This window comes from Streptomyces sp. MGP-P1 (genome assembly GCF_057766565.1).
Map to the genome: position 1 here is coordinate 2,782,294 of NZ_JBYMEM010000007.1, position 19,471 is coordinate 2,801,764.

The following is a 19,471-nucleotide window of genomic DNA, read 5'->3' on the forward strand; positions in this document are numbered from 1 at the left end:
TATCGCTACAGGGCATGTCCTAAACGGTTGATTGCGACAGTCGGGCCGATTCTCATAGAGTTCAAAGGCAAGCCTTACCTAAGCCGATGACGCACGTGCCGCGCACCGAACCATGACGGTTGCGCACCCCCGGACGTGCGAGAAGCGGCACCCCGACATCCGGAAAGCCGGGTACACACCCATGTCTTCACACCGCCTCCGCCTGCTCGTCGTGGCGGCCGCCCTCGTCTCCGTCTCCGCCTGCGGTGGGACCACCGACGCCGGGAACGAGGACGACGAAAGCCGTTCCGGCGGGTTCCCCCTGACCGTCGAGCACGCCCTGGGCAAGACGACCATCCCGGCGAAGCCGAAGCGCGTCGCGACCGTCAACTGGGCCAACCACGAAGTGCCGCTCGCGCTCGGCGTCGTGCCCGTCGGCATGGCCGCGGCCAACTTCGGCGACGACAACGACGACGGCGTCCTGCCCTGGGTCGAGGAGAAGCTCGACGAGCTGAAGGCGAAGACGCCGGTGCTCTTCGACGAGACCGACGGCATCGACTTCGAGGCCGTGGCGGACACGAAGCCGGACGTCATCCTGGCCGCGTACTCGGGTCTGACCAAGAAGGACTACGAGACCCTCAGCGAGATCGCCCCCGTCGTCGCCTACCCGGACGCCGCCTGGGCGACGCCGTGGCGCGAGATCATCCGGACGAACAGCGCGGCGATCGGGCTGGCCGACCAGGGCGAGAAGCTCATCGAGAAGCTCGACGGAGACATAGCGAAGACCGCCGCGAAGTACCCGCAGCTCAAGGGCAAGTCGGCGATGTTCATGACGCACGTCGACCCCAACGACGTCAGCCAGGTCGGCTTCTACACCGCCCACGACACCCGCACACAGTTCTTCCAGGACCTCGGCATGAAGATCCCCGGGTCCATCGCGAAGGCGTCCGAGGGCACGAAGAAGTTCGCCCTCACCAAGAGCGCCGAGCAGGTCGACGCGTTCGACGACGTCGACATCATCACCGGCTACGGCGACGACACCGGCGAGCTGCTGAAGACGGTCACCAAGGACCCGCTGCTCTCGAAGATCCCCGCCGTCGAGCGCGGCTCCGTCTACCTCCTGCCCGGCACCAGCCCGCTGGCCACCGCCGCCAACCCGACGCCGCTGTCGATCAGCTATGTGCTGGACGACTACGCCGCCGCGCTCGCCGAGGCCGCGGACAAGGTCAAGTGACCGAGCCCGACACCCGTACCCCGCCGGACGCCGTCCCCAGGCGTCCGGCGGGCGTGCGCCTGCTGTGGGTCCTCCTCTCCGTGCTCGCCCTGGCCGCGGTCATGGTCGCGTCCGTCGCCATCGGCTCCCGCGACGTCCCCTGGTCCGACGTCGTCGCGGCGCTCGGCGGCGCGGACGACACCCTGGGCCGGGCGGCGGCGGCGAAGCGGATCCCCCGTACCGTCCTCGCCGTCGTCATCGGCGCCGCACTCGGCCTCGCGGGGGGCGTGATGCAGGGTGTGACCCGTAACCCGCTGGCCGACCCGGGCATCCTCGGCGTCAACATGGGGGCGTCCCTCGCCGTCGTCACGGCGGTCGCGTTCTTCGGGCTGACCTCGCCGACCGGATACGTGTGGACCGCCGTCCTGGGCGCGGCCCTCGCCGCCCTGTTCGTCTACACCGTGGGAACCCTCGGCAGAGGAGGGGCGACCCCTCTCAAGCTGGCGCTCGCCGGAGCCGCCACGTCCGCGGCCTTCGCCTCGCTCGTCAGCGCGGTCATCCTGCCGCGCAACGACATCGCCGGAAGCTTCAAGCTCTGGCAGATCGGCGGCGTCGGCGGCGCGTCCTTCGAACGCATCGGCCAGGTCATGCCGTTCCTCGCGGTCGGCTTCGCCGTCTGCCTCCTCTCGGCCCGTGCCCTCAACTCTCTGGCACTGGGCGACGAGTTGGCGGCAGGACTCGGTGAACGGGTCGCCGTGGCGCGCGCGCTGGCCGCCCTCGGCGCCGTGCTGCTCTGCGGAGCGGCCACCGCCGTCGCCGGGCCGATCGGCTTCGTCGGCCTCGTCGTCCCGCACACCTGCCGGCTGCTCGTCGGCGTCGACCACCGCTGGCTCCTGCCGCTGTCGGCTGTGCTCGGCGCGGTCCTGCTCACCGCCGCCGACGTTGTCGGCCGGATCGTGGCCCGCCCCTCGGAGATCGACGTCGGCATCGTGACCGCACTGATCGGGGCCCCCTTCTTCATCTACATCGTCCGCCGACAGAAGGTACGTGCCCTGTGAGCGCCCCCGTCCTCACCCGGCCGTCGTCCGTCGAGGCCGCCACCCGCCGTCGCCTGCGCGGCGCCTCGCGCCGCCGCCGGGTCGTCCTGGCGCTGCTGGTCCTCGTCCTCGCCGCGTTCGCCGTGACGCTCATGGCGGGCCGGACCTTCTACCCGCCCGGAGACGTGTTCCGGGTGATCCTCGGGGAGCAGGTGCCGGGCGCGTCGTTCACGGTGGGCCGGCTGCGACTGCCCCGCGCGGTCCTCGCCCTGGTGGCCGGATTCAGCTTCGGCCTGGCCGGGGTCACCTTCCAGACGATGCTCCGCAACCCGCTCGCCAGCCCCGACATCATCGGCATCAGCTCCGGGGCGAGCGCCGCCGCGGCCATCGCCATCGTGACCCTCTCGCTCGGCGAGGTCCAGGTCTCCGTCCTCGCCATCGCCGCCGGCCTCGGGGTCGCCCTGCTGGTGTACTCGTTGGCGTTCAAGGGCGGCGTCGTCGGCACCCGGCTCATCCTGATCGGCATCGGGATCTCCGCGATGCTCGACAGCGTCACCTCCTACGTCCTGTCCCGGGCCGCCGAATGGGATCTCCAGGAAGCGATGCGCTGGCTGACCGGCAGCCTCAACGGAGCCACCTGGGACCAGGCCGTCCCCGCCCTCGTCGCGGCGGCCGTCCTCACCCCGCTGCTGCTGGGCCAGGCCCGTGACCTCTCCGCGCTCCAACTCGGCGACGACACCGCCTCCGCGCTCGGCGTACGCGTGGAGCGCACCCGGATCACGGTGATCGTCGCGGCCGTCGGGCTGATCGCCTTCGCCACGGCGGCGGCCGGCCCCATCGCGTTCGTGGCGTTCCTCTCCGGACCCATCGCGGCCCGGATCACCGGAGCGGGCGGCTCCCTGCTGGTGCCCGCCGGACTCGTCGGCTCGCTGCTCGTCCTCGTCGCCGACTTCACCGGCCAGTTCGCCTTCGGCGAGCGCTACCCGGTCGGCGTCGTCACCGGCGTCCTCGGAGCCCCCTACCTCGTCTACCTGATCATCCGCACCAACCGGGCGGGAGGCTCGCTATGACCACGCACCACCGACTGACCGCCGAAGGACTCACCCTCGGCTACGGCCACCGCACCGTCGTCGACTCCCTCGACCTGGCCGTACCGCCGGGCCGGATCACCGTGATCGTCGGCGCCAACGCCTGCGGCAAGTCGACGCTCCTGCGTTCCATGTCCCGGCTGCTCGCCCCCCGGGCCGGCCGCGTCGTCCTGGACGGCAAGGAGGTGCACCGGCTGCCCGCCAAGGAGCTGGCCCGCACCCTCGGCCTGCTGCCGCAGTCGCCCGTCGCGCCCGAGGGCATCACCGTCTCCGACCTCGTCGGCCGCGGCCGCCACCCGCACCAGTCCGTCTTCTCCCGCTGGAACGAGAAGGACGACGCCGCCGTGGCCGCCGCCCTGGAGGCCACCCACACCGAACCGCTCGCCGAGCGCGCGGTGGACGAACTCTCCGGCGGCCAGCGTCAGCGCGTCTGGATCGCGATGGCCCTCGCCCAGCAGACCGATCTGCTGCTGCTCGACGAGCCGACCACCTTCCTCGACGCCAGCCACCAGATCGAGGTCCTCGACCTTCTGACCGACCTGAACCGCTCGCGCGGCACCACCATCGTGATGGTCCTGCACGACCTCAACCTCGCCGCCCGGTACGCGGACCACCTGATCGCCCTGGCCGACGGCGGGCTCCACGCGTCCGGCGCCCCGGCCGAGGTGCTCACGGAGGAGACCGTACGGGTGGTGTTCGACCTCGACAGCCGCATCATCGAGGACCCCGTGTCGGGCCGGCCCCTGATGCTCCCGATCGGCCGCCACCACGTCCTGGACCGGGCCGAGGCACTGACCGTCGGGGAGGCGACCGAATGAGCGCCGGGGCGTGCGCCCCCCTGATCGACTGACTGCTGTGTGCCACTGACATGTTTCGGAGAGTGACGGGGCACACAGGGTAGGTCGGGTGCCGGGTCCCGGTCCGGCACTCGCCCTTTTCCTCGAAGCGGTCATTGGGAGAACCTCGGTGGAGAACACCTCGGTGCAGAACTCGGTCCAGAACAAGGAAACCGTCCGGAACTGTCCGTTCGACTACGCGCAGCAGCTGGAGTTCGACCCCCAGCTCAGGCAATTGCTGACCGAGGAGCCGGTGTCCCGCATCCGTATGGCGTACGGAGAGGGCGAGGCCTGGCTGGTCACCCGCTACGAGGACGTCCGGACGGTCACCACCGACCGGCGGTTCAGCCGCAGCGCCGTCCTCGGCCGCGACTTCCCCCGGATGACGCCGGAGCCGATCGTGCAGGCGGAGTCCATCAACCTCATGGACCCGCCCGCCAGCAGCCGGCTCCGGGGCCTGGTGGCCAAGAGCTTCACCCCGCGCCGTGTCGAGCAGATGCGCGGCGGGACCCAGCGCGTGGTGGACCGGCTGCTGGACGAGATGGAGGAGGAGGGCGCGCCGGCCGACCTCGTCGCCCGGGTCTCCGCGCCGCTGCCGCTGATCACCATCTGCGAGGCACTCGACATCCCCGAGGCCGACCGCCCCTGGCTCCGGGCCCACGCCATGACCATGATGAACGTCGGGGCCGCGGGCAAGGAGGACGCGGTACGCGCCAAGGCGGAGCTGCGCGGCTACTTCCAGGAGCTGACCGGGGAGCGGCGCCGCTCCCCGGGCGAGGACCTCATCAGCACCCTGGCCACCGCCCGGGACGGCGACGAACTGCTGGACGACGACGAGCTGGCCGTCATGGCGATGGTCCTGCTCATCACCGGCCAGGACACCACGACCTACCAACTCGGCAACATCGCCTACACCCTGCTCACCCGCCCGGACCTCCTGCGGTCCCTCCGGGCCGAACCGCAGCGGCTGCCCCGCACCCTGGAGGAGCTGCTGCGCCACATCCCCTTCCGCAAGGGCGTCGGCATCCCGCGCATCGCGCTGGAGGACGTGGAGCTCTCCGGAGTCCTCATCAAGGCCGGCGACGTGGTGCACGTGTCCTACCTGACGGCCAATCGGGACGCCGCCAAGTTCGACCGTCCCGACGAGCTGGATCCCGACCGGCCGACCATCCCCCACATGACGTTCGGCTGGGGCGCCCACCACTGCCTGGGCGCACCGCTGGCCACCATGGAACTGGAAGTGGCCTTCTCCACGCTGCTGACCCGCTTCCCGGCCCTGCGTCTGGACGTGCCGCCCGCGGACGTCTCGTGGAACACGACGTCCATCTGGCGTTACCCGCTCGCCCTGCCCGTCACATGGTGACGAGAGCCTTCGCTCCAGAGAACGAGGAGAACCCATGGCGACTCTGTGCCGACCGGCCATCGCTGTGCCCGAGCACGTCATCACGATGCAGCAGACCCTGGACCTGGCCCGGGAGACCCACGCCGGGCACCCGCAGCGCGAGCTCGTCCTGAGGCTCATCCAGAACACCGGCGTCCAGACCCGGCATCTCGTGCAGCCCATCGAGAAGACCCTGCAGCACCCCGGATTCGAGGCGCGCAACCAGGTGTACGAGGCCGAGGCCAGGACCCGGGTCCCCGAAGTGGTCCGGCAGGCGCTCGTCAACGCCGAGACCGACCCGTCCGAGATCGACCTGATCGTCTACGTCTCCTGCACGGGCTTCATGATGCCCTCGCTGACCGCGTGGATCATCAACAGCATGGGCTTCAGACCCGAGACCCGCCAACTGCCCATCGCCCAACTCGGCTGCGCGGCGGGCGGCGCGGCGATCAACCGCGCGCACGACTTCTGCCTGGCCTACCCCGAGTCCAACGTCCTCATCGTCTCCTGCGAGTTCTGCTCGCTGTGCTACCAGCCCACCGACATCGGGGTCGGCTCGCTGCTCTCCAACGGGCTCTTCGGCGACGCCGTCTCCGCGGCCGTCGTACGGGGACAGGGCGGTACCGGCATGCGCCTGGAGCGCAACGGCTCCCACCTGGTGCCCGACACCGAGGACTGGATCTCCTACGCCGTCCGCGACACCGGGTTCCACTTCCAGCTGGACAAGCGGGTCCCGGGCACCATGGAGATGCTCGCCCCGGTGCTCCTGGATCTGGTCGACCTGCACGGCTGGTCCGTCCCGAACATGGACTTCTTCATCGTCCACGCGGGCGGACCGCGCATCCTGGACGACCTCTGCCACTTCCTTGACCTGCCGCCCGAGATGTTCCGCTACAGCCGGGCCACCCTCACCGAACGCGGCAACATCGCCAGCTCCGTCGTCTTCGACGCACTGGCGCGGCTCTTCGACGACGGCGGAGCCGCCGAGTCCGCGCAGGGGCTCATCGCCGGCTTCGGGCCCGGCATCACCGCCGAAGTGGCCGTGGGCAGTTGGGCCAAGGACGACCTCCGTGCGGAGGTCGGACACGACCTCGACGGGCTGGAGCTGACCGCGGGCGTTGCGCTGTCCGGCTGAACCCGCTAAGGCGACCGACGGGCGGGGACGAAGGAACCGGTGTTCGCGCTTCGCGGACGCACTTGCTCCGTGACCGGATCCCCACCTCTAGGAGAACGCATGCGCCTGCCCGCCCGATGGGCCACGGCCGCCCTGCTGCTGATCGCACCGCTGATCGGCGCACCCGCCCCGGCCTCGGCCGACAGCGGACCGGAAGGGGTTCTGGTGGAGCAGTCCACCCGGGCCGTGCCCGGCCAGTACATCGTCACCCTGAAGCCCGAACTCTCGCCGGACACCGTCCTGCGGGAGTTCGGGCTCGACCCGTTGTTCCGTTACGGAAACGCTCTGCACGGCTTCGCCGCCACGCTCACCGCCACCGAACTCCAAGCGGTCCGGACCGTTCCCGGCGTCCTCGCCGTCGAGGAGAACGCCGAGGTGACCGTCCCCGCGCCCACCGCCGCGAACCTGCTGCGGGCCCCCGCGGCCGGCTGGGGCACCGACCGCATCGACCAGCGCGCCCTGCCGCTGGACGACACCTTCACCACCACGGCCACCGGCAAAGGGGTGAAGGCGTACGTCGTCGACACCGGGATCGACGCCTCGCACAGCGAATTCGGCGGCCGGGTCGCGAGCGGGTACGACGCCGTCGGGGACGGCCGCGCCGGCATGGACTGCAACGGACACGGTACGCACGTGGCGGGCACGGTCGGCGGCGCGACGTCCGGAGTGGCGAAGGACGCCTCGCTGGTCAACGTACGCGTCCTGAACTGTGAGGGCCGGGGCACCTGGGCCGGCATCCTCGCCGGGTTCGACTGGGTCGCCAAGGACGCCGAGCGCAGCGGTGTCCCCGCCGTGCTGAACGCCTCGCTCGGCGGCGACCGCTCCACTGCGGTCGACGCGGCGGTCGAGGCGGTCGCCGACGCGGGCGTGCTGCCCGTCGTGGCCGCGGGCAACGACAACCGGGACGCCTGTGACGTCTCCCCGGCCGCCGCCGACGGTGTGCTCACCGTCGGGGCGAGCGACCGGCAGGACCGGGAGACCTCCTTCAGCAACTGGGGCTCCTGCCTCGCGCTCTACGCCCCCGGCGCCGACATCGTCTCCGCCCGCCTCGGCGGCGGCACCGTCTCGCTGAACGGCACCTCCATGGCCAGCCCGCACGTCGCGGGCGTCGCGGCGCTCTACAAGGAAAAGAACCCCTCGGCGTCTCCCGCCGCCGTCTCGCAGTGGCTGACGGACTCGGCCACCCCGGACGTGCTCTCCGCTCTCGGTCAGGGCTCGCCCGACCTGCTGCTGTACACCGGCGGCCTCTGACGATCCGTCGGACGGCCGGAAGGACGGCTCGTCCGCGGGGCGGGGGAGCGGTGACCGCGCGACGGAACCCGCTTCCCGACCCGGGGCCGCCAAGGATTACGCCTTCAGTCCGGCGTCCGGCGTCCGGCAACACGGTGACCCTCCCGGCCTCCGAGCGCGTCGCGGACGTCCAGCCGAGGTGTCCACCGCCGACAGCGGCTCCGGAGCCGGGGAGGCCGCGGCCTCCCGGCTGATTCAGCGCGGAGTCGCCGGCCTCATCCGCGCCGGCGACCCCCTGGCCCTCGGCGCGGTGCGGGCGGCCCGCAGGCGCGGCCTCGGGGCGCCGTCGGAGATCTCGGTCGCCGGCTACGACGACTGGGCGTTCATGAACTGCACCGACACCCCCCCGCTCACCACGATCCGCCGGCCCGTCGAGGCCATGGGCCGGGCCGCCGTCGAACTGCTCTGCGCGGGTATCCGGGGCGGGGCGGCCCCCCGGACGAGCTGCTGTTCGAGCCGGAGCCGGGGGTACGGGGCTCCCCGGCGAAGGCGCCCCGCTGATCCCGCGGATCGCGGTGCCGTCGCGGCTGCGGCACAGTGGGCACATGGACGACCTCAACGCACTCGCCGAGGAACACCTGACCGCCGCCCGCGCCTCCGCGCACGGCCGCAGCGCCCACCTCCTGCTCCAGCAGCCCCCCTTGCGGCAGACGGTGATCGCCCTCACCGAGGGGACGGCGCTCGACGAGCACAACGCGCCGCCCGCGGCCTCGCTCCTCGTCCTGCGCGGCAGCGTCCGCCTCACCGCCGCCTCCGGCGACGCCGACCTGCCGTCCGGGAGCCTGCACCCGATCCCGCAGGAGCGGCATGGACTGCTGGCGCTCCAGGACGCCGTGGTCCTGCTCACGGCCGTCAACGACTGACCCCGGCCGGGGTCAGTTCAACGCCTGGCCCCGGCCGGGGCGCGCGGTACCGGCCGGGGCGAGGTGTGCTTCGGCCGCGACGTGGCAGGAGAGGATCGAGCGGAGCAGCCGTGTCCGGAGACGGACAGGTCACGCCGCCCGCCGCGTCCGCCCACGTCCCCGGAGTACCAGCTTGTCCACCCAGACCGCGTCCGCCGCGGAAAGCTCCGCCCCCGCCGCCCTGCCCCGCCGCTGGGGCGCCGCCCTGCGGCGTACACCGGTCTCGCTGTGGAACGACGACATCACCGACTGGGCCGCCGCCCTGACGTACTACGCCATCCTCGCCCTGCTCCCGGCGCTCCTGGCCACCGTCTCCGTGATCGGACTGGCCAACCCCGACGCGACCGGCGCCCTGATCGCCGACATCACCGCGTTCGCGCCGGCCGAGTCCGGCGAGGCGCTGCGCAGGCCCTTGGAGGCGGCGACAGAACAACGCTCCGCCGTCTGGCTGCTCGTCGCCACCGGGTCCGTGAGCGCCGTGTGGTCCGCGTGCAGCTACCTCGCGGTCTTCCGCCGGGCGATGCACGCCATGCACGGCGTCCGGGACACGCGCCCGCCCCTGCGACAGGCGCACATCATCGTCGTCTCCGCGATCGGCCTGCTCCTCCTGCTGATGACCAGCGCCTTCGCCATCGTCATGACCGGCCCGGTGGCCCGCTGGCTGGGCCGCCGCATCGGCCTGCCGCACGAGGGGGAGACCCTGTGGGCGGCGCTGAAGTGGCCGCTGCTGGTCCTTCTCGTGGCCTGCCTGATCATGGTCCTCTTCAGTACCGGGCCCCGCTCCGCGCGCGGTGTCCGCCGGGGCCTGCCCGGCGGGATCCTCGCCGCGTTCTGCTGGCTCACCGCGTCGGCGCTGTTCGCTCTCTACGCGACCCAGGTCGGCAGCTACAGCAGGCTGTACGGATCGCTCGCCGGGCTCGTCGTCTTCCTCATCTGGGTCTGGTTCGCCAACCTCTCGCTGCTGGCCGGCGCCCAGTTCAACGTGGAGCTGCGGCGACCCGAGCCGGAGCGGGAGACCGGCGCCCACGCCGGGGAGCCCGTCACGGCCGCAGAACGATCCTGACCGGGTCGCCCTCCTTGGTCTCCGTCCGTCGCACTGCTGCCACCGCGTCCTCCAGGGGCACGATGTCGGTGATCGACCGGGAGAAGTCCAGCCGCCCGCCCTCGGTGAGCCGGACGAGCTGCGTCACGTGGTGTCCCTCCGAGCCGTAGTGGCCCAGGATGCGGTGCTGGAGGTAGCTGAACAGGGTGGGGTGGGCGACGGTCAGCGGCTGGTCGGTCAACCCCACCAGTACCAGCCGTCCCTTCGGGGCCAGCGTGGTCAGCGCCTGTTCGCGGGCCGCGGGGACCCCGGCGAAATCGAACGCCGCCTCCAGGCCCACGCCGCCCGTCGCCCCGAGCACCTTCTCGCGCAACAGCGGATCGGCGGGGTCCAGCGCCAGGTCGGCCCCGAACTCCAGGGCCCGCCGCCGGGCCGCCGGAGCGGGGTCCACCGCGACGACCGGATGCGCGCCCACCGCTCGCAGCAACTGCACGGCGTGCGCACCGAGCCCGCCCGCGCCCCAGACGCCCACGGCCTCCGCCGCCCGGACGTCGCCGGTGGCGGTCACCGCCGCCCAGGGCGTCGAGACCGCGTCCGGGATGATCGCGGCCTGCTCGAAGGGGAGGGCGTCGGGCAGGGCGACGAGGGTCGACGCGGTGGCGAGGGCGTACTCGGCCCAGCCGCCGTCGTAGTCGACGCCACGGGTGTGCGTCCGGCCCCGGCGCTGCTCGCCCGCCTGGAGCACCACCCTGGTGCCGGCCGCCCATCCGGTGACGTCCGGACCTGGCTCCGCCACCGTCCCGGCCACCTCGTGGCCCAGGGTGACCGTGTCCCCCTCCAGATACAGCGGGCTCAGCGTGCCGTCGACGAGGTGCACATCGGAGAGGCAGACCCCCGCCGCCTCGACCTTCACCAGCACTTCGCCCGGACCGGGCACGGGCCGGTCCACCTCCTCCAGGGCGAGGGTGCGGCTGGGCAGGTGCAGACGCGCTGCGCGCATGCGTTCCATGACGGGTCCTTACGGTTCGGATCGGCGGCCTGTCGCAAGTCGCCTTGCTTGGCAACGTAGGCCCGGCCTGCCGGTAAAGCAAGTAGACTTGCGATACGGTTCCGGGGTGACCACCGAGAAGAGCCCCGCCCCGCTGCGCCGCCGGGGCGAACGCATGCGGCAGGCCGTCCTGGCGGCCACCGTCGGCCTGCTCGCATCGGAAGGACTCACCGGCACCACGGTCGCCGCCGTGGCCAGGGCGGCGGGAGTGCACGAGACCTCCGTGTACCGACGGTGGAAGACCCGCGAGAACCTGCTGCTCGACGCCCTCGGCTCGCACGCCGACGAGGCGCTGCCCGCGCCCGACACGGGGGACGTGCGCCAGGACCTGGCCCAGTTCATGTCGGCGGTCTCGGACTGGCTCGCCTCGCCGCAGGGCGCGGCCCTGCTCCACCTCGACGCCTCCCCCGACGCGGGGTCCGTCGAGGCGGAACGCCTGCCGTACCGGGACGCCCGGCTGAAGCGGGGCGAGGACATCGTGCGACGCGGTGTCGAGCGCGGCGAACTGGCCCCGGACACCGACGCCCGGCTGGTGGCCGAGATCCTGGCCGGGCCGTTGTTCGCCCGGGTCCTGCTGAGCGGGGCGCCGCTGGACAGGGGGCTCGCGCGCCGGATCGTGGACCTGACGCTCGACGGCGCGCGCCCCCGCGACCGGCGCGGCGCCAACGGCTGACGCACCCCGTGAGGCGTCACGCACCCGGGAGTGTCCGGGTGCGCGGCGAGACCCCGGGGGCTGCCGGGTGTCAGCGCCTGTCGCGGTATCCGGCGACGATCGGCATCGTCTCGCGCAGCACCCGTACGCCGTCGTTGACCGCGTCACCCAGTCGGTGGCCCTTCCATGTCTCCGTCGCGCTGGAGAACCGGCTGATCCGCCGGCAGTGGTCCCCGCACGCGGAGCGGTACGCCATGATCGTGTAGTGATTGCCGTCCTCGGTGATCCAGCCGGTGTTGTACGGACGGTTGCGGCTCACGCTCATCGAACCGTCCGTGTTGCCCGCCAGTGTCGTGCGGTCGTGGGCCAGGCCCAGATTGTGGCCGATCTCGTGGCTCGCCGAATCCAGGCGGATGCCGTCGACCTCGACGACCGCGTAGGCGTACTCGTCCGTGGAGCCGTCGAGCACGGGCGTGTAGTCCGCGGTGCCGCCGCCCCGCTCCTCCCGGTCCACGACGAGCGTGACCAGATCGGCGCCGTACCGCGCCCGCTGCTCGTGCACCTGGCGTCCGAGCCCCACCGAGTGGTCCTTGAGGATGGCGTGCGCGGCGCGGAACTCCTCCGGGCCCTCGAAACCGTTCGCCGTGTACGGGTGGACGACCCGGATGGCGCCGCAGAGCCCGCCCGCCGCCAGGGACCGGTTCATCCGTGACGCGATCTCCTGGGCCGAAGAGGGAACCCGGTGCTCGCCGCCGGCCCGTTTCGCCGCCTTGGGCGTGTAGACGGTCAGCACGTCGACCACGGCACATTCCGCCGCCCTCGCCGCTCCCGCCGCCGGGCGCGTCGCGGCCACGGTCGTGGCCGGGGCGTCCGCCGAGGCCGCACAGAGCGATGCGCCGACGCCGACGGCCAGGGCTGCCTTCAAAAGGGTCACACGCATGAGGAGTCGGCTCCGTCCGGAAGAGGGCCGGCCGGGGCGCCGCCCGATGACTGAGGGTTTCTTCTTTCTAACACTTCCGTGACGGCGGTCGCCCGCCGTGCCCGAAACCGGTTGACGGCCGTTTGTTCCCTGGCCGGAGGGGTGTGGCAGCGAGGAGGTGGGCAGGTACACGTGTGCGAACTCGTACGAATGGAACGGCAGTCGGCGGCAGAGGGGCGTGTGTGACGTGACGGAGCAGAGCGAATGGCGGTTCTCCGATGACCGGGGTCAGCAGTCGACGGCACCCCGGCCGCCCGGGCGGGTGCTGGCCTACGTCCAGGCCGGCGCCACCCTGTGGGACCTCGGGATCCGCCCGGTGGGGATCTTCGGCTCCGACCACGACGGACCCGACCCCGACACGGCGAAGACCGGGACCCTGCCGCTGGGCGAGGTCGCGTACGTCGGGGCGGGAGCGGCCCTGGACGTCGAACGGCTGCTGAGCACCGGGCCGGACCTCGTGGTGGCCGTCAGCTACGGCGGCGGCCACGTCTACGGCCTGCCCCCCGAGACGGCCAAGCCCCTGGAGGAGAGGGTTCCGGTGGTCGTCCTCGACGTCAGCCAGGCCCGTACGTTCGATGAGATCGGCGGGCGGTTCACCGAACTGGCCCGCTCGCTCGGCGCCACGGCCCGGCCGGACGCCGACCGGGAACTGGACGCCGCCCGCGAGCGGCTGCGCTCCGTGGTCGCCGCCACGTCCGCCGAAGCGCCGCGGGTGCTCGCCCTCTCCCCGGCCGGCCCGGACCAGGCGCATGTCGCGCGCCCCGGGATGTGGCCCGAGCTGCGCGTGCTCACCGAACTGGGCGTCCAGGTCGTGGAGCCGGCCGAGGGCCCGGGGGCCAACTGGTCCACGCTCGACCGCTCCGGCGCCTTCGCGCTGCGCCCCGAGGTGATCCTGACCGACATCCGCGCCCACGCGGCCCCGTTGGAGGAGCTGCGGGGGAGCGGGGGCGCGCCGACACCCGTCGTCCCGTGGAACCCCGAGCCCCTCTACGGGCCCCGCGACCACGCCCGGTTCCTGGGCCTGGTCGCGGACGCCCTGGAGGCGGCGCGGGCGAGCTGAGGAGGAGCACTGTCACCGGGCGGCGGATGCCGTGGCTCTCGCGGCCGCCGCTCGTCAGGGGTGGGCGGGGGCGCGCGCCCGGCCCCGGTGGAGGGGGAGACGGGTCCATGGCGTTGCGCCAAGCCCCGGGGCCTGACGGACCTCGCTCCGGGAGCCCGCCAGGTTCCCAAAAACATTCTGCAAAAATACTTTGGGAAAGTGCTCCTGTCGTCCTACGCTGAAGTCATGGACAGCGAAGACGGTCGTCGCGTACTCGATCCGGCGCAGGACGGGGCCGCCCTGAAGGCCCTCACCCACCCCTTGCGCCTCACCCTGCTCGGACTGCTGCGGCAGCACGGCCCGGCCACCGCCAGCGAGCTCGCGGCCAGGACGGGGGAGTCCTCGGCCTCCACCAGCTACCACCTGAGGGTGCTCGCCAGATACGGGTTCGTCGCCGAGGCCGAACACCGCGACAGCCGGGAGCGGCGCTGGAAGTCCGTCCACAGCATGACCTCCTGGAGCAACGAGGCGATGCACCGCAGCCCCGGCGGCAGCACGATCCTCAGCGTCCTGCACCGCCGCCAGTTCGAGCACCTCCAGCGGTCGCTGGACCGCCACGAGGCGGACCTGGAGAGCGGCAGGCTGGGTCAGGAGTGGCAGGGGCCGTCGGGCGTCAGCGACACGATGCCCCGGCTGACACCCGAGTCTCTGGCCGAGTTGTGGGAGGCGATCCAGACGAAGACGGACGAACTGACCGCCCGCGACGCCGATAACCCTCGTGCCGAGCAGGTCGTCCTCTTCACCGCCGGGCTGCCGCTGGCCCCGGAGCCGGTGGGCGGTCAGGGAGACGCGGACGCCCCCGCCGGACCCGACGCCCCCGCTGCCGGGGACGCCTCATGACCGGCGCGCCGGTCGTCGCCGTCCCCGGAGCGGGGCGCGGCCCGGACGAGACGACCGCGCGCCGACGGTTCGTCACGGTCTCCTTCCTCTTCTGGCTCCCCATCGGCATGTCCATCGCGACGGGAGTGCTCCTCTTCACCGAACGGGGCATGGGCCTCGCCGCCATCGCCGGCTTCTACGCCGTGCACTCCCTCACGGCCGCCGCGATGGAACTGCCCACCGGCGGCCTCTCCGACGTCATCGGACGACGCCCCGTCCTGGCCATCGCCGGGCTGCTCAACCTGGCCGCCTTCACCCTCATCGGCCTCGGTGCGGCGGGCTGGGCCATCGCTCTCGGCATGGGGCTGATGGGCCTGGCCCGCGCCCTGTCCAGCGGCCCCGCCGAGGCCTGGTACGTCGACACCGTCCACGCCCACGCGGGACCCGGCGCCGATCTGCGTACGGGGCTGGCGCGCGGCGGCTCCGCCACCTCTGCCGCCCTCGCGCTCGGCACCCTGCTCGGCGGCGGGCTGCCCTGGCTGCTCGGCCTCGCCCCCGGCCTGGCGGAGTGGCTGGCCGACGCGACCGGCGGGCTCGTGATCCTGCTCTCCGTGCCCGCCCTGCTCGGCGCGTTGGTCGAGGTCGTCTTCGTGCTCTACGTGCTGAGCGCCCTGACCGAACCGACCCGGCCCCGGGCGGGTGTGCGAGGGGTCGTGGGCGGGGTGCCCGCCGCCATCGCAGCCGGGCTCAGGCTCGGCGCCCGGGACGCCCTGATCCGGCGCATCCTGCTGACCGCGAGCGCCGCAGGCGCCGCGCTCGCAGCCATGGAGCTGCTCACCCCGGGCCGGGCCGCCGCCCTCATGGGGACGGCCGAATCCGGGGCCATGGTCTTCGCGGGGCTCGCCTGCGCCGGATTCCTCTGCTCCGCCCTGGGGAGCCAACTCGCCCCGCTCGTGGCCCGGTTCGCCGGAAGCAGTGAGCGCGCGGTGCTCGTCAGCCTCGGGGTGGTGACGCTCGGGCTGACCCTCCTCGGCCTCACCACGCACTCGATGAGCCCTCTCGCCACGGCGGCCGCCGTCACCGGCTACGGACTGGTGTATCTGGGTCTCGGGGCCGCGGGCCCCAACGAGAACGACCTGCTGCACCGCCGCGTCGACGCCTCGGGCCGGGCCACCGCCCTCTCCGTCCAGTCGCTCTCCCTGCAACTGGTCGCCGCCGGCGCCGGACTGGCCGCCGGTACCCTGCCGCCGGGCCCGCTGCCCTGGCTGCTGGCCGCCGCGGTCGTGCTGGCCGGAGCCCTCCTCTGGCTCCGCCGGGCCGCCCCCACGAAGCCGTTCCTCCGGCCGGATCGGCGCGGAAACGACGAGCTTCCCCCGGAGAACACACCCCTTTCGACGCCGGTCGCCGCCCCGGCGAGCGGCGGCACCGCCGGACAACTCCCCGACACGGCAACCCAGGAGGCCCGCCCCCATGCTCGACCGCTTTGATCCGCTGGTCATCGGCGAATGCGTTGCCGACGTCGTCCGGCTGCCGGAGGAGCCCGACCGGGTCCACCCGGGCGGCAGCCCCGCGAACGTCGCGTACGGCCTGGCTCGCCTCGGCCACGACACCACCCTCCTCACCCAGCTGGGACCGGACGCCCACGGGCGGCTCATCCGGGACCACCTGACCGCCGCCGGGGTCGAGGTCCGCACCGACGCCGCCGCCGGCCCCACCCCGTCGGCGGCCGTCACCCTCGACGACCACGGGCACGCCACGTACGCCTTCGAGGTGGGCTGGGCCCTGGGCCCGGTCGAGCTCGACCGGGTGCCGCGGCATGTGCACACGGGCTCGATCGCGGCCGTCGTCGAGCCCGGGGCCGCGACGGTTCTGGCCGCCGTGGAATCCCTGCGGGCCGGTGCGACCATCAGCTACGACCCCAACGTGCGGCCCGAGTTGATGGGCGAGCGCGCCCGGGCGCTGGCTCGTGTCGAGCGCTGCGTCGCGCTGAGCGACGTGGTGAAGGCCAGCGACGAGGACCTGCGGTGGCTGTACCCGGACGAGCACGCGGAGCAGGTGGCCGAGCGGTGGCTCGCCGCCGGCCCCGGGCTCGTCCTCGTCACCCGGGGCGGGGCCGGCGCGTTCGCCCTGTTCGCCGACGGCCGTGCCGTCGCCGAAGCGCTGCCGGTCGACGTCGTCGACACCGTCGGCGCGGGCGACGCGTTCATGTCGGGGACGCTCCACGCCATGGCCGCGCACGGCCTCCTCGGCTTCGCCGCTCGCGACCGGCTGCATGCCGTGGACCGGGGCACCGTCACCGACGTCCTGCGCCACGCGGTCGCCTCGGCCGCCGTGACCGTCTCCCGGGCCGGCGCCAACCCGCCCGGCGCGGACGAGCTCCGAGAGGCGCTCGTCAACACCTGACGCCGCGTCATGACCCGTTCGGCGCAGTCGAACGCATCCTCGTGAGACGTTCCGCCGTTCGTCAACCGGATGCAGTACGACAACGGGATCGGGGCGACGGGTGGCGAGGCGACGGGTGGCCGACAGCGGTACGGAGCCGGGGAAGCAGGCGGGCGTCTTAGGGGCCGGGGCGCGCACGGCGGTGCTGGAGAGCGTGGCGGGGTGGGTGCCGGGGGAGCCGGTCGGCAACGACCGGCTCCCCGCGGACTGGGAGGTCGACGACGCCTGGGTCCGCCGCCGTACCGGCATCGGCAGCAGGCACCGCGCCGGACCGGGCGTCGCCACCGGGGACCTCGCCTACGAGGCGGCCTCCCGGCTGCTGGCCCGCGACCCGGCGGCGGGGGAGGTGGACGCGGTGGTCCTCGCCACCGCCACCCCCGACCACCTCTGTCCGGGCACCGCCCCCGCGCTGGCGGCCCGGCTCGGGCTCGGCACCGTACCGGCCCTGGACATCGCCGCCGTGTGCAGCGGCTTCGTGTACGGACTCGCCGTCTGCCACGGGTTGGTCGCCTCGGGCCTCTACGACCGGGTCCTGCTGGTCGGCGCGGACGTCTACTCGACCTGGCTGGATCCGGCCGACCGCTCGGCGGGCGTCGTCTTCGGCGACGGGGCGGGCGCCGCCCTGGTGGCGGCGGGGCGCTGGGGCGATCCCGGGGAACTGCTGGCGTTCGACCTGGGCAGCGACGGCACGGGCTACGACCTGATCACCGTCCCCGGCGGCGGGGCCCGCGCACGGGCGAGCGGAAAGCCGCCGGCCCCGGACGACGGGTTCTTCCGCATGCAGGGCGGCACCGTCTACCAGCACGCCGTCGAGCGGATGACCGGCTCCTGCCGGACGCTCCTGGACCGGGTCGGCTGGGACCCGGCCGAGGTCGACCGCTTCGTGCCGCACCAGGCCAACGCCCGGATCCTGCACGCCGTCGCGGAGCGGGTCGGCATCGCGCCGCAGCGCTGCGTCACCCATGTGGAGCGGGTCGGCAACACCGGCGCCGCCTCCATCCCGCTGGCCCTGGCCGACGCGGCGGGCCGAGGCCGCCTCCGCTCCGGCGACCGGGTGCTGCTCACCGCCTTCGGGGGCGGACTGACCTGGGGTTCGGCGGCACTTCGCTGGCCGGGGACCCCGGGGACCATTTCCACGGATTCTACGGAAGGAACACAGCATGTCGCTCCCCGCTGATCAGGGCACCGAGGCCGGAGCCGGCACCGCCATCGCGGTGACGGGGGTCGGCCTGGTGACACCCGCAGGGGCGGACGAGCACAGCTTCTGGGAGAGGCTGTGCTCCGGGCACTCCACCGCCAGGCGGTGCGAGGAACTGGCCGGTCTGCCGGTCGACTTCGCCTGCCCGGTCGACGGCATCGACCTGGACGCGGCGGTGGGCGGCCGGTCGGTGTGGCGGATGGCCCGGTTCGTGAAGCTGGCACTGGTGGCCGCCCGGCAGGCCGTCGCCGACGCCGGCCTCGACCCGGCACGGTGGGACGGCAGCCGGGTCGGGGTGGTCCTCGGCGTCGGCGTCGGCGGCGTCTCCGTCCTGGTGGACAACGCGGCCAAGCTGGCGGCCTCGGGCCCCGAGGCGGTCTCCCCGCTGCTCGTACCGATGATGATCCCCAACGCGGCGGCGGGCGAGGTCGCCATCGCGCTGAAGGCGGGCGGCCCCAGCCTCGCCCCCGTCACCGCCTGCGCCTCCGGGGCCACCGCCGTCGCCGTCGCCCGCGACCTGCTGCTCGGCGGCAGCTGCGACGTGGTGGTCGCGGGCGGCGCGGAGTCGGTGCTGACCCCGCTGGTGGTCACCGCCTTCGCCCGGATGGGCGCGCTCTCCACCCGCACCGACGACCCGGCCGGCGCGTCCCGCCCGTTCGCCGCCGACCGGGACGGCTTCGTCATCGGCGAGGGCGCCGCCATGCTCGTCCTGGAGCGCGAGACGGGAGCCCGCGCCCGGGGTGGCCGCCCGCGCGCCCTGCTCGCCGGGGCCGGGTCCAGCACGGACGCCTACCACCCCACCGCCCCGGCCCCCGACGGGTACGGCGCCCAGCGGGCGGTCCAGGCGGCGCTGGACCAGGCGGGCTGGGCCCCGTCCGACGTCGACCACATCAACGCCCACGGCACCTCCACACCCCTCAACGACGCCATGGAGACCACCCTCATCTCCCGGCTCTTCCCGCACCGCCCACCGGTGACCGCGCCCAAGGGAGTCGTCGGGCACACCCTGGCGGCGGCGGGCGCGATCGAGGCGGTGGCCACCGTCCTGACGCTGGAACGGGCCGCCATCCCGCCGATCGCCAACCTCGACGCGCTCCCCGACGCCTTCCCACTCGACTGCGTGACGAAGGAGCCCCGTCAGCAGCGGGTCGAGACGGCCGTGAGCCACTCCTTCGGCTTCGGCGGCCACAACGTCGCCCTCGCCTTCCAACGCGCGTGATCCACAGGGGCATTTCGGGACGGCGAGGGTGTCCTCGCCGTTCCTTGATCGTTACTTTGTTGTGACCGTAATC

At 73.2% G+C, this 19,471-nt stretch carries 17 protein-coding genes and 2 pseudogenes; 17 read left to right on the forward strand and 2 right to left on the reverse strand.

What is annotated here, in order from left to right; all coding sequences use genetic code 11:
* Positions 1 to 181 precede the first annotated feature (181 nt).
* The 10 genes and pseudogenes from AC3CH1_RS34140 (at position 182) to AC3CH1_RS34185 (ending at position 9,963) form a co-directional block, all read left to right on the forward strand.
* Positions 182 to 1,213, forward strand: a complete 1,032-nt coding sequence (locus tag AC3CH1_RS34140; RefSeq protein ID WP_488466411.1) for an iron-siderophore ABC transporter substrate-binding protein — start codon at positions 182 to 184, stop codon at positions 1,211 to 1,213.
* The gene (locus AC3CH1_RS34145) at positions 1,210 to 2,250 is read left to right on the forward strand and encodes a FecCD family ABC transporter permease (RefSeq protein ID WP_488466412.1); all 1,041 of its coding nucleotides are present in this window, start codon (positions 1,210 to 1,212) and stop codon (positions 2,248 to 2,250) included. Before AC3CH1_RS34140 ends, AC3CH1_RS34145 begins: the two co-directional genes overlap by 4 nt.
* Complete coding sequence (locus AC3CH1_RS34150; RefSeq protein ID WP_488466413.1) at positions 2,247 to 3,299, forward strand: FecCD family ABC transporter permease; 1,053 nt, start codon at positions 2,247 to 2,249, stop codon at positions 3,297 to 3,299. The genes AC3CH1_RS34145 and AC3CH1_RS34150 overlap by 4 nt, the downstream gene beginning before the upstream one ends.
* Positions 3,296 to 4,135: an ABC transporter ATP-binding protein gene (locus tag AC3CH1_RS34155; protein WP_488466414.1), complete on the forward strand. Its 840-nt coding sequence runs from the start codon at positions 3,296 to 3,298 to the stop codon at positions 4,133 to 4,135. The genes AC3CH1_RS34150 and AC3CH1_RS34155 overlap by 4 nt, the downstream gene beginning before the upstream one ends.
* A 148-nt stretch (positions 4,136 to 4,283) precedes the next feature.
* Positions 4,284 to 5,516 carry a cytochrome P450 gene (locus tag AC3CH1_RS34160; RefSeq protein WP_488466415.1) on the forward strand — a complete coding sequence of 411 codons (1,233 nt, stop codon included), beginning with the start codon at positions 4,284 to 4,286 and terminating at the stop codon, positions 5,514 to 5,516.
* Positions 5,517 to 5,538: 22 nt separating this feature from the next.
* Positions 5,539 to 6,669: pseudogene (locus AC3CH1_RS34165) on the forward strand (type III polyketide synthase); the annotation flags it as partial.
* Between the two features lie 99 nt (positions 6,670 to 6,768).
* A complete protein-coding gene (locus tag AC3CH1_RS34170; RefSeq protein WP_488466416.1) occupies positions 6,769 to 7,959 on the forward strand; it encodes a S8 family peptidase in 1,191 nt (396 codons plus the stop codon).
* Between the two features lie 208 nt (positions 7,960 to 8,167).
* Positions 8,168 to 8,499 (forward strand): annotated as a pseudogene (locus tag AC3CH1_RS34175) (substrate-binding domain-containing protein); the annotation flags it as partial.
* Between the two features lie 44 nt (positions 8,500 to 8,543).
* On the forward strand, positions 8,544 to 8,861 hold the full coding sequence (locus AC3CH1_RS34180; RefSeq protein WP_488466417.1) for a cupin domain-containing protein: 318 nt from the start codon (positions 8,544 to 8,546) through the stop codon (positions 8,859 to 8,861).
* A gap of 172 nt (positions 8,862 to 9,033) precedes the next feature.
* Positions 9,034 to 9,963 (forward strand): YihY/virulence factor BrkB family protein, encoded by a 930-nt coding sequence (locus tag AC3CH1_RS34185; RefSeq protein WP_488466418.1) that lies wholly within the window; start codon positions 9,034 to 9,036, stop codon positions 9,961 to 9,963.
* Here AC3CH1_RS34185 and AC3CH1_RS34190 read toward each other — a convergent pair.
* Positions 9,941 to 10,951, reverse strand: coding sequence for a zinc-binding dehydrogenase (locus tag AC3CH1_RS34190; protein WP_488466419.1), 1,011 nt, complete (start codon positions 10,949 to 10,951; stop codon positions 9,941 to 9,943). The two genes, AC3CH1_RS34185 and AC3CH1_RS34190, sit on opposite strands and share 23 nt — an antisense overlap.
* Positions 10,952 to 11,057: 106 nt before the next feature.
* Here AC3CH1_RS34190 and AC3CH1_RS34195 point away from each other — a divergent pair, with 106 nt between their 5' ends.
* Positions 11,058 to 11,663, forward strand: coding sequence for a TetR-like C-terminal domain-containing protein (locus AC3CH1_RS34195; protein ID WP_488466420.1), 606 nt, complete (start codon positions 11,058 to 11,060; stop codon positions 11,661 to 11,663).
* Between the two features lie 70 nt (positions 11,664 to 11,733).
* Here the strand turns inward: AC3CH1_RS34195 and AC3CH1_RS34200 are convergent, their stop codons facing one another.
* On the reverse strand, positions 11,734 to 12,582 hold the full coding sequence (locus tag AC3CH1_RS34200) for a M12 family metallo-peptidase (RefSeq protein WP_488466421.1): 849 nt from the start codon (positions 12,580 to 12,582) through the stop codon (positions 11,734 to 11,736).
* Positions 12,583 to 12,808: 226 nt separating this feature from the next.
* Here AC3CH1_RS34200 and AC3CH1_RS34205 point away from each other — a divergent pair, with 226 nt between their 5' ends.
* The 6 genes from AC3CH1_RS34205 to AC3CH1_RS34230 all read left to right on the forward strand — a co-directional run bounded on the left by AC3CH1_RS34205 (position 12,809) and on the right by AC3CH1_RS34230 (position 19,398).
* Positions 12,809 to 13,681: an ABC transporter substrate-binding protein gene (locus AC3CH1_RS34205; RefSeq protein WP_488466422.1), complete on the forward strand. Its 873-nt coding sequence runs from the start codon at positions 12,809 to 12,811 to the stop codon at positions 13,679 to 13,681.
* Between the two features lie 225 nt (positions 13,682 to 13,906).
* Positions 13,907 to 14,560 (forward strand): helix-turn-helix domain-containing protein, encoded by a 654-nt coding sequence (locus tag AC3CH1_RS34210; RefSeq protein WP_488466423.1) that lies wholly within the window; start codon positions 13,907 to 13,909, stop codon positions 14,558 to 14,560.
* On the forward strand, positions 14,557 to 16,026 hold the full coding sequence (locus AC3CH1_RS34215) for an MFS transporter (protein WP_488466424.1): 1,470 nt from the start codon (positions 14,557 to 14,559) through the stop codon (positions 16,024 to 16,026). Before AC3CH1_RS34210 ends, AC3CH1_RS34215 begins: the two co-directional genes overlap by 4 nt.
* Positions 16,010 to 16,942 carry a carbohydrate kinase family protein gene (locus AC3CH1_RS34220; protein ID WP_488466425.1) on the forward strand — a complete coding sequence of 311 codons (933 nt, stop codon included), beginning with the start codon at positions 16,010 to 16,012 and terminating at the stop codon, positions 16,940 to 16,942. Before AC3CH1_RS34215 ends, AC3CH1_RS34220 begins: the two co-directional genes overlap by 17 nt.
* 115 nt (positions 16,943 to 17,057) lie before the next feature.
* Positions 17,058 to 18,158 carry a beta-ketoacyl-ACP synthase 3 gene (locus AC3CH1_RS34225; RefSeq protein ID WP_488466426.1) on the forward strand — a complete coding sequence of 367 codons (1,101 nt, stop codon included), beginning with the start codon at positions 17,058 to 17,060 and terminating at the stop codon, positions 18,156 to 18,158.
* Entirely contained in the window at positions 18,142 to 19,398 is a 1,257-nt protein-coding gene (locus AC3CH1_RS34230) for a beta-ketoacyl-[acyl-carrier-protein] synthase family protein (protein ID WP_488466427.1), read from the forward strand. The genes AC3CH1_RS34225 and AC3CH1_RS34230 overlap by 17 nt, the downstream gene beginning before the upstream one ends.
* Positions 19,399 to 19,471: the final 73 nt, after the last annotated feature.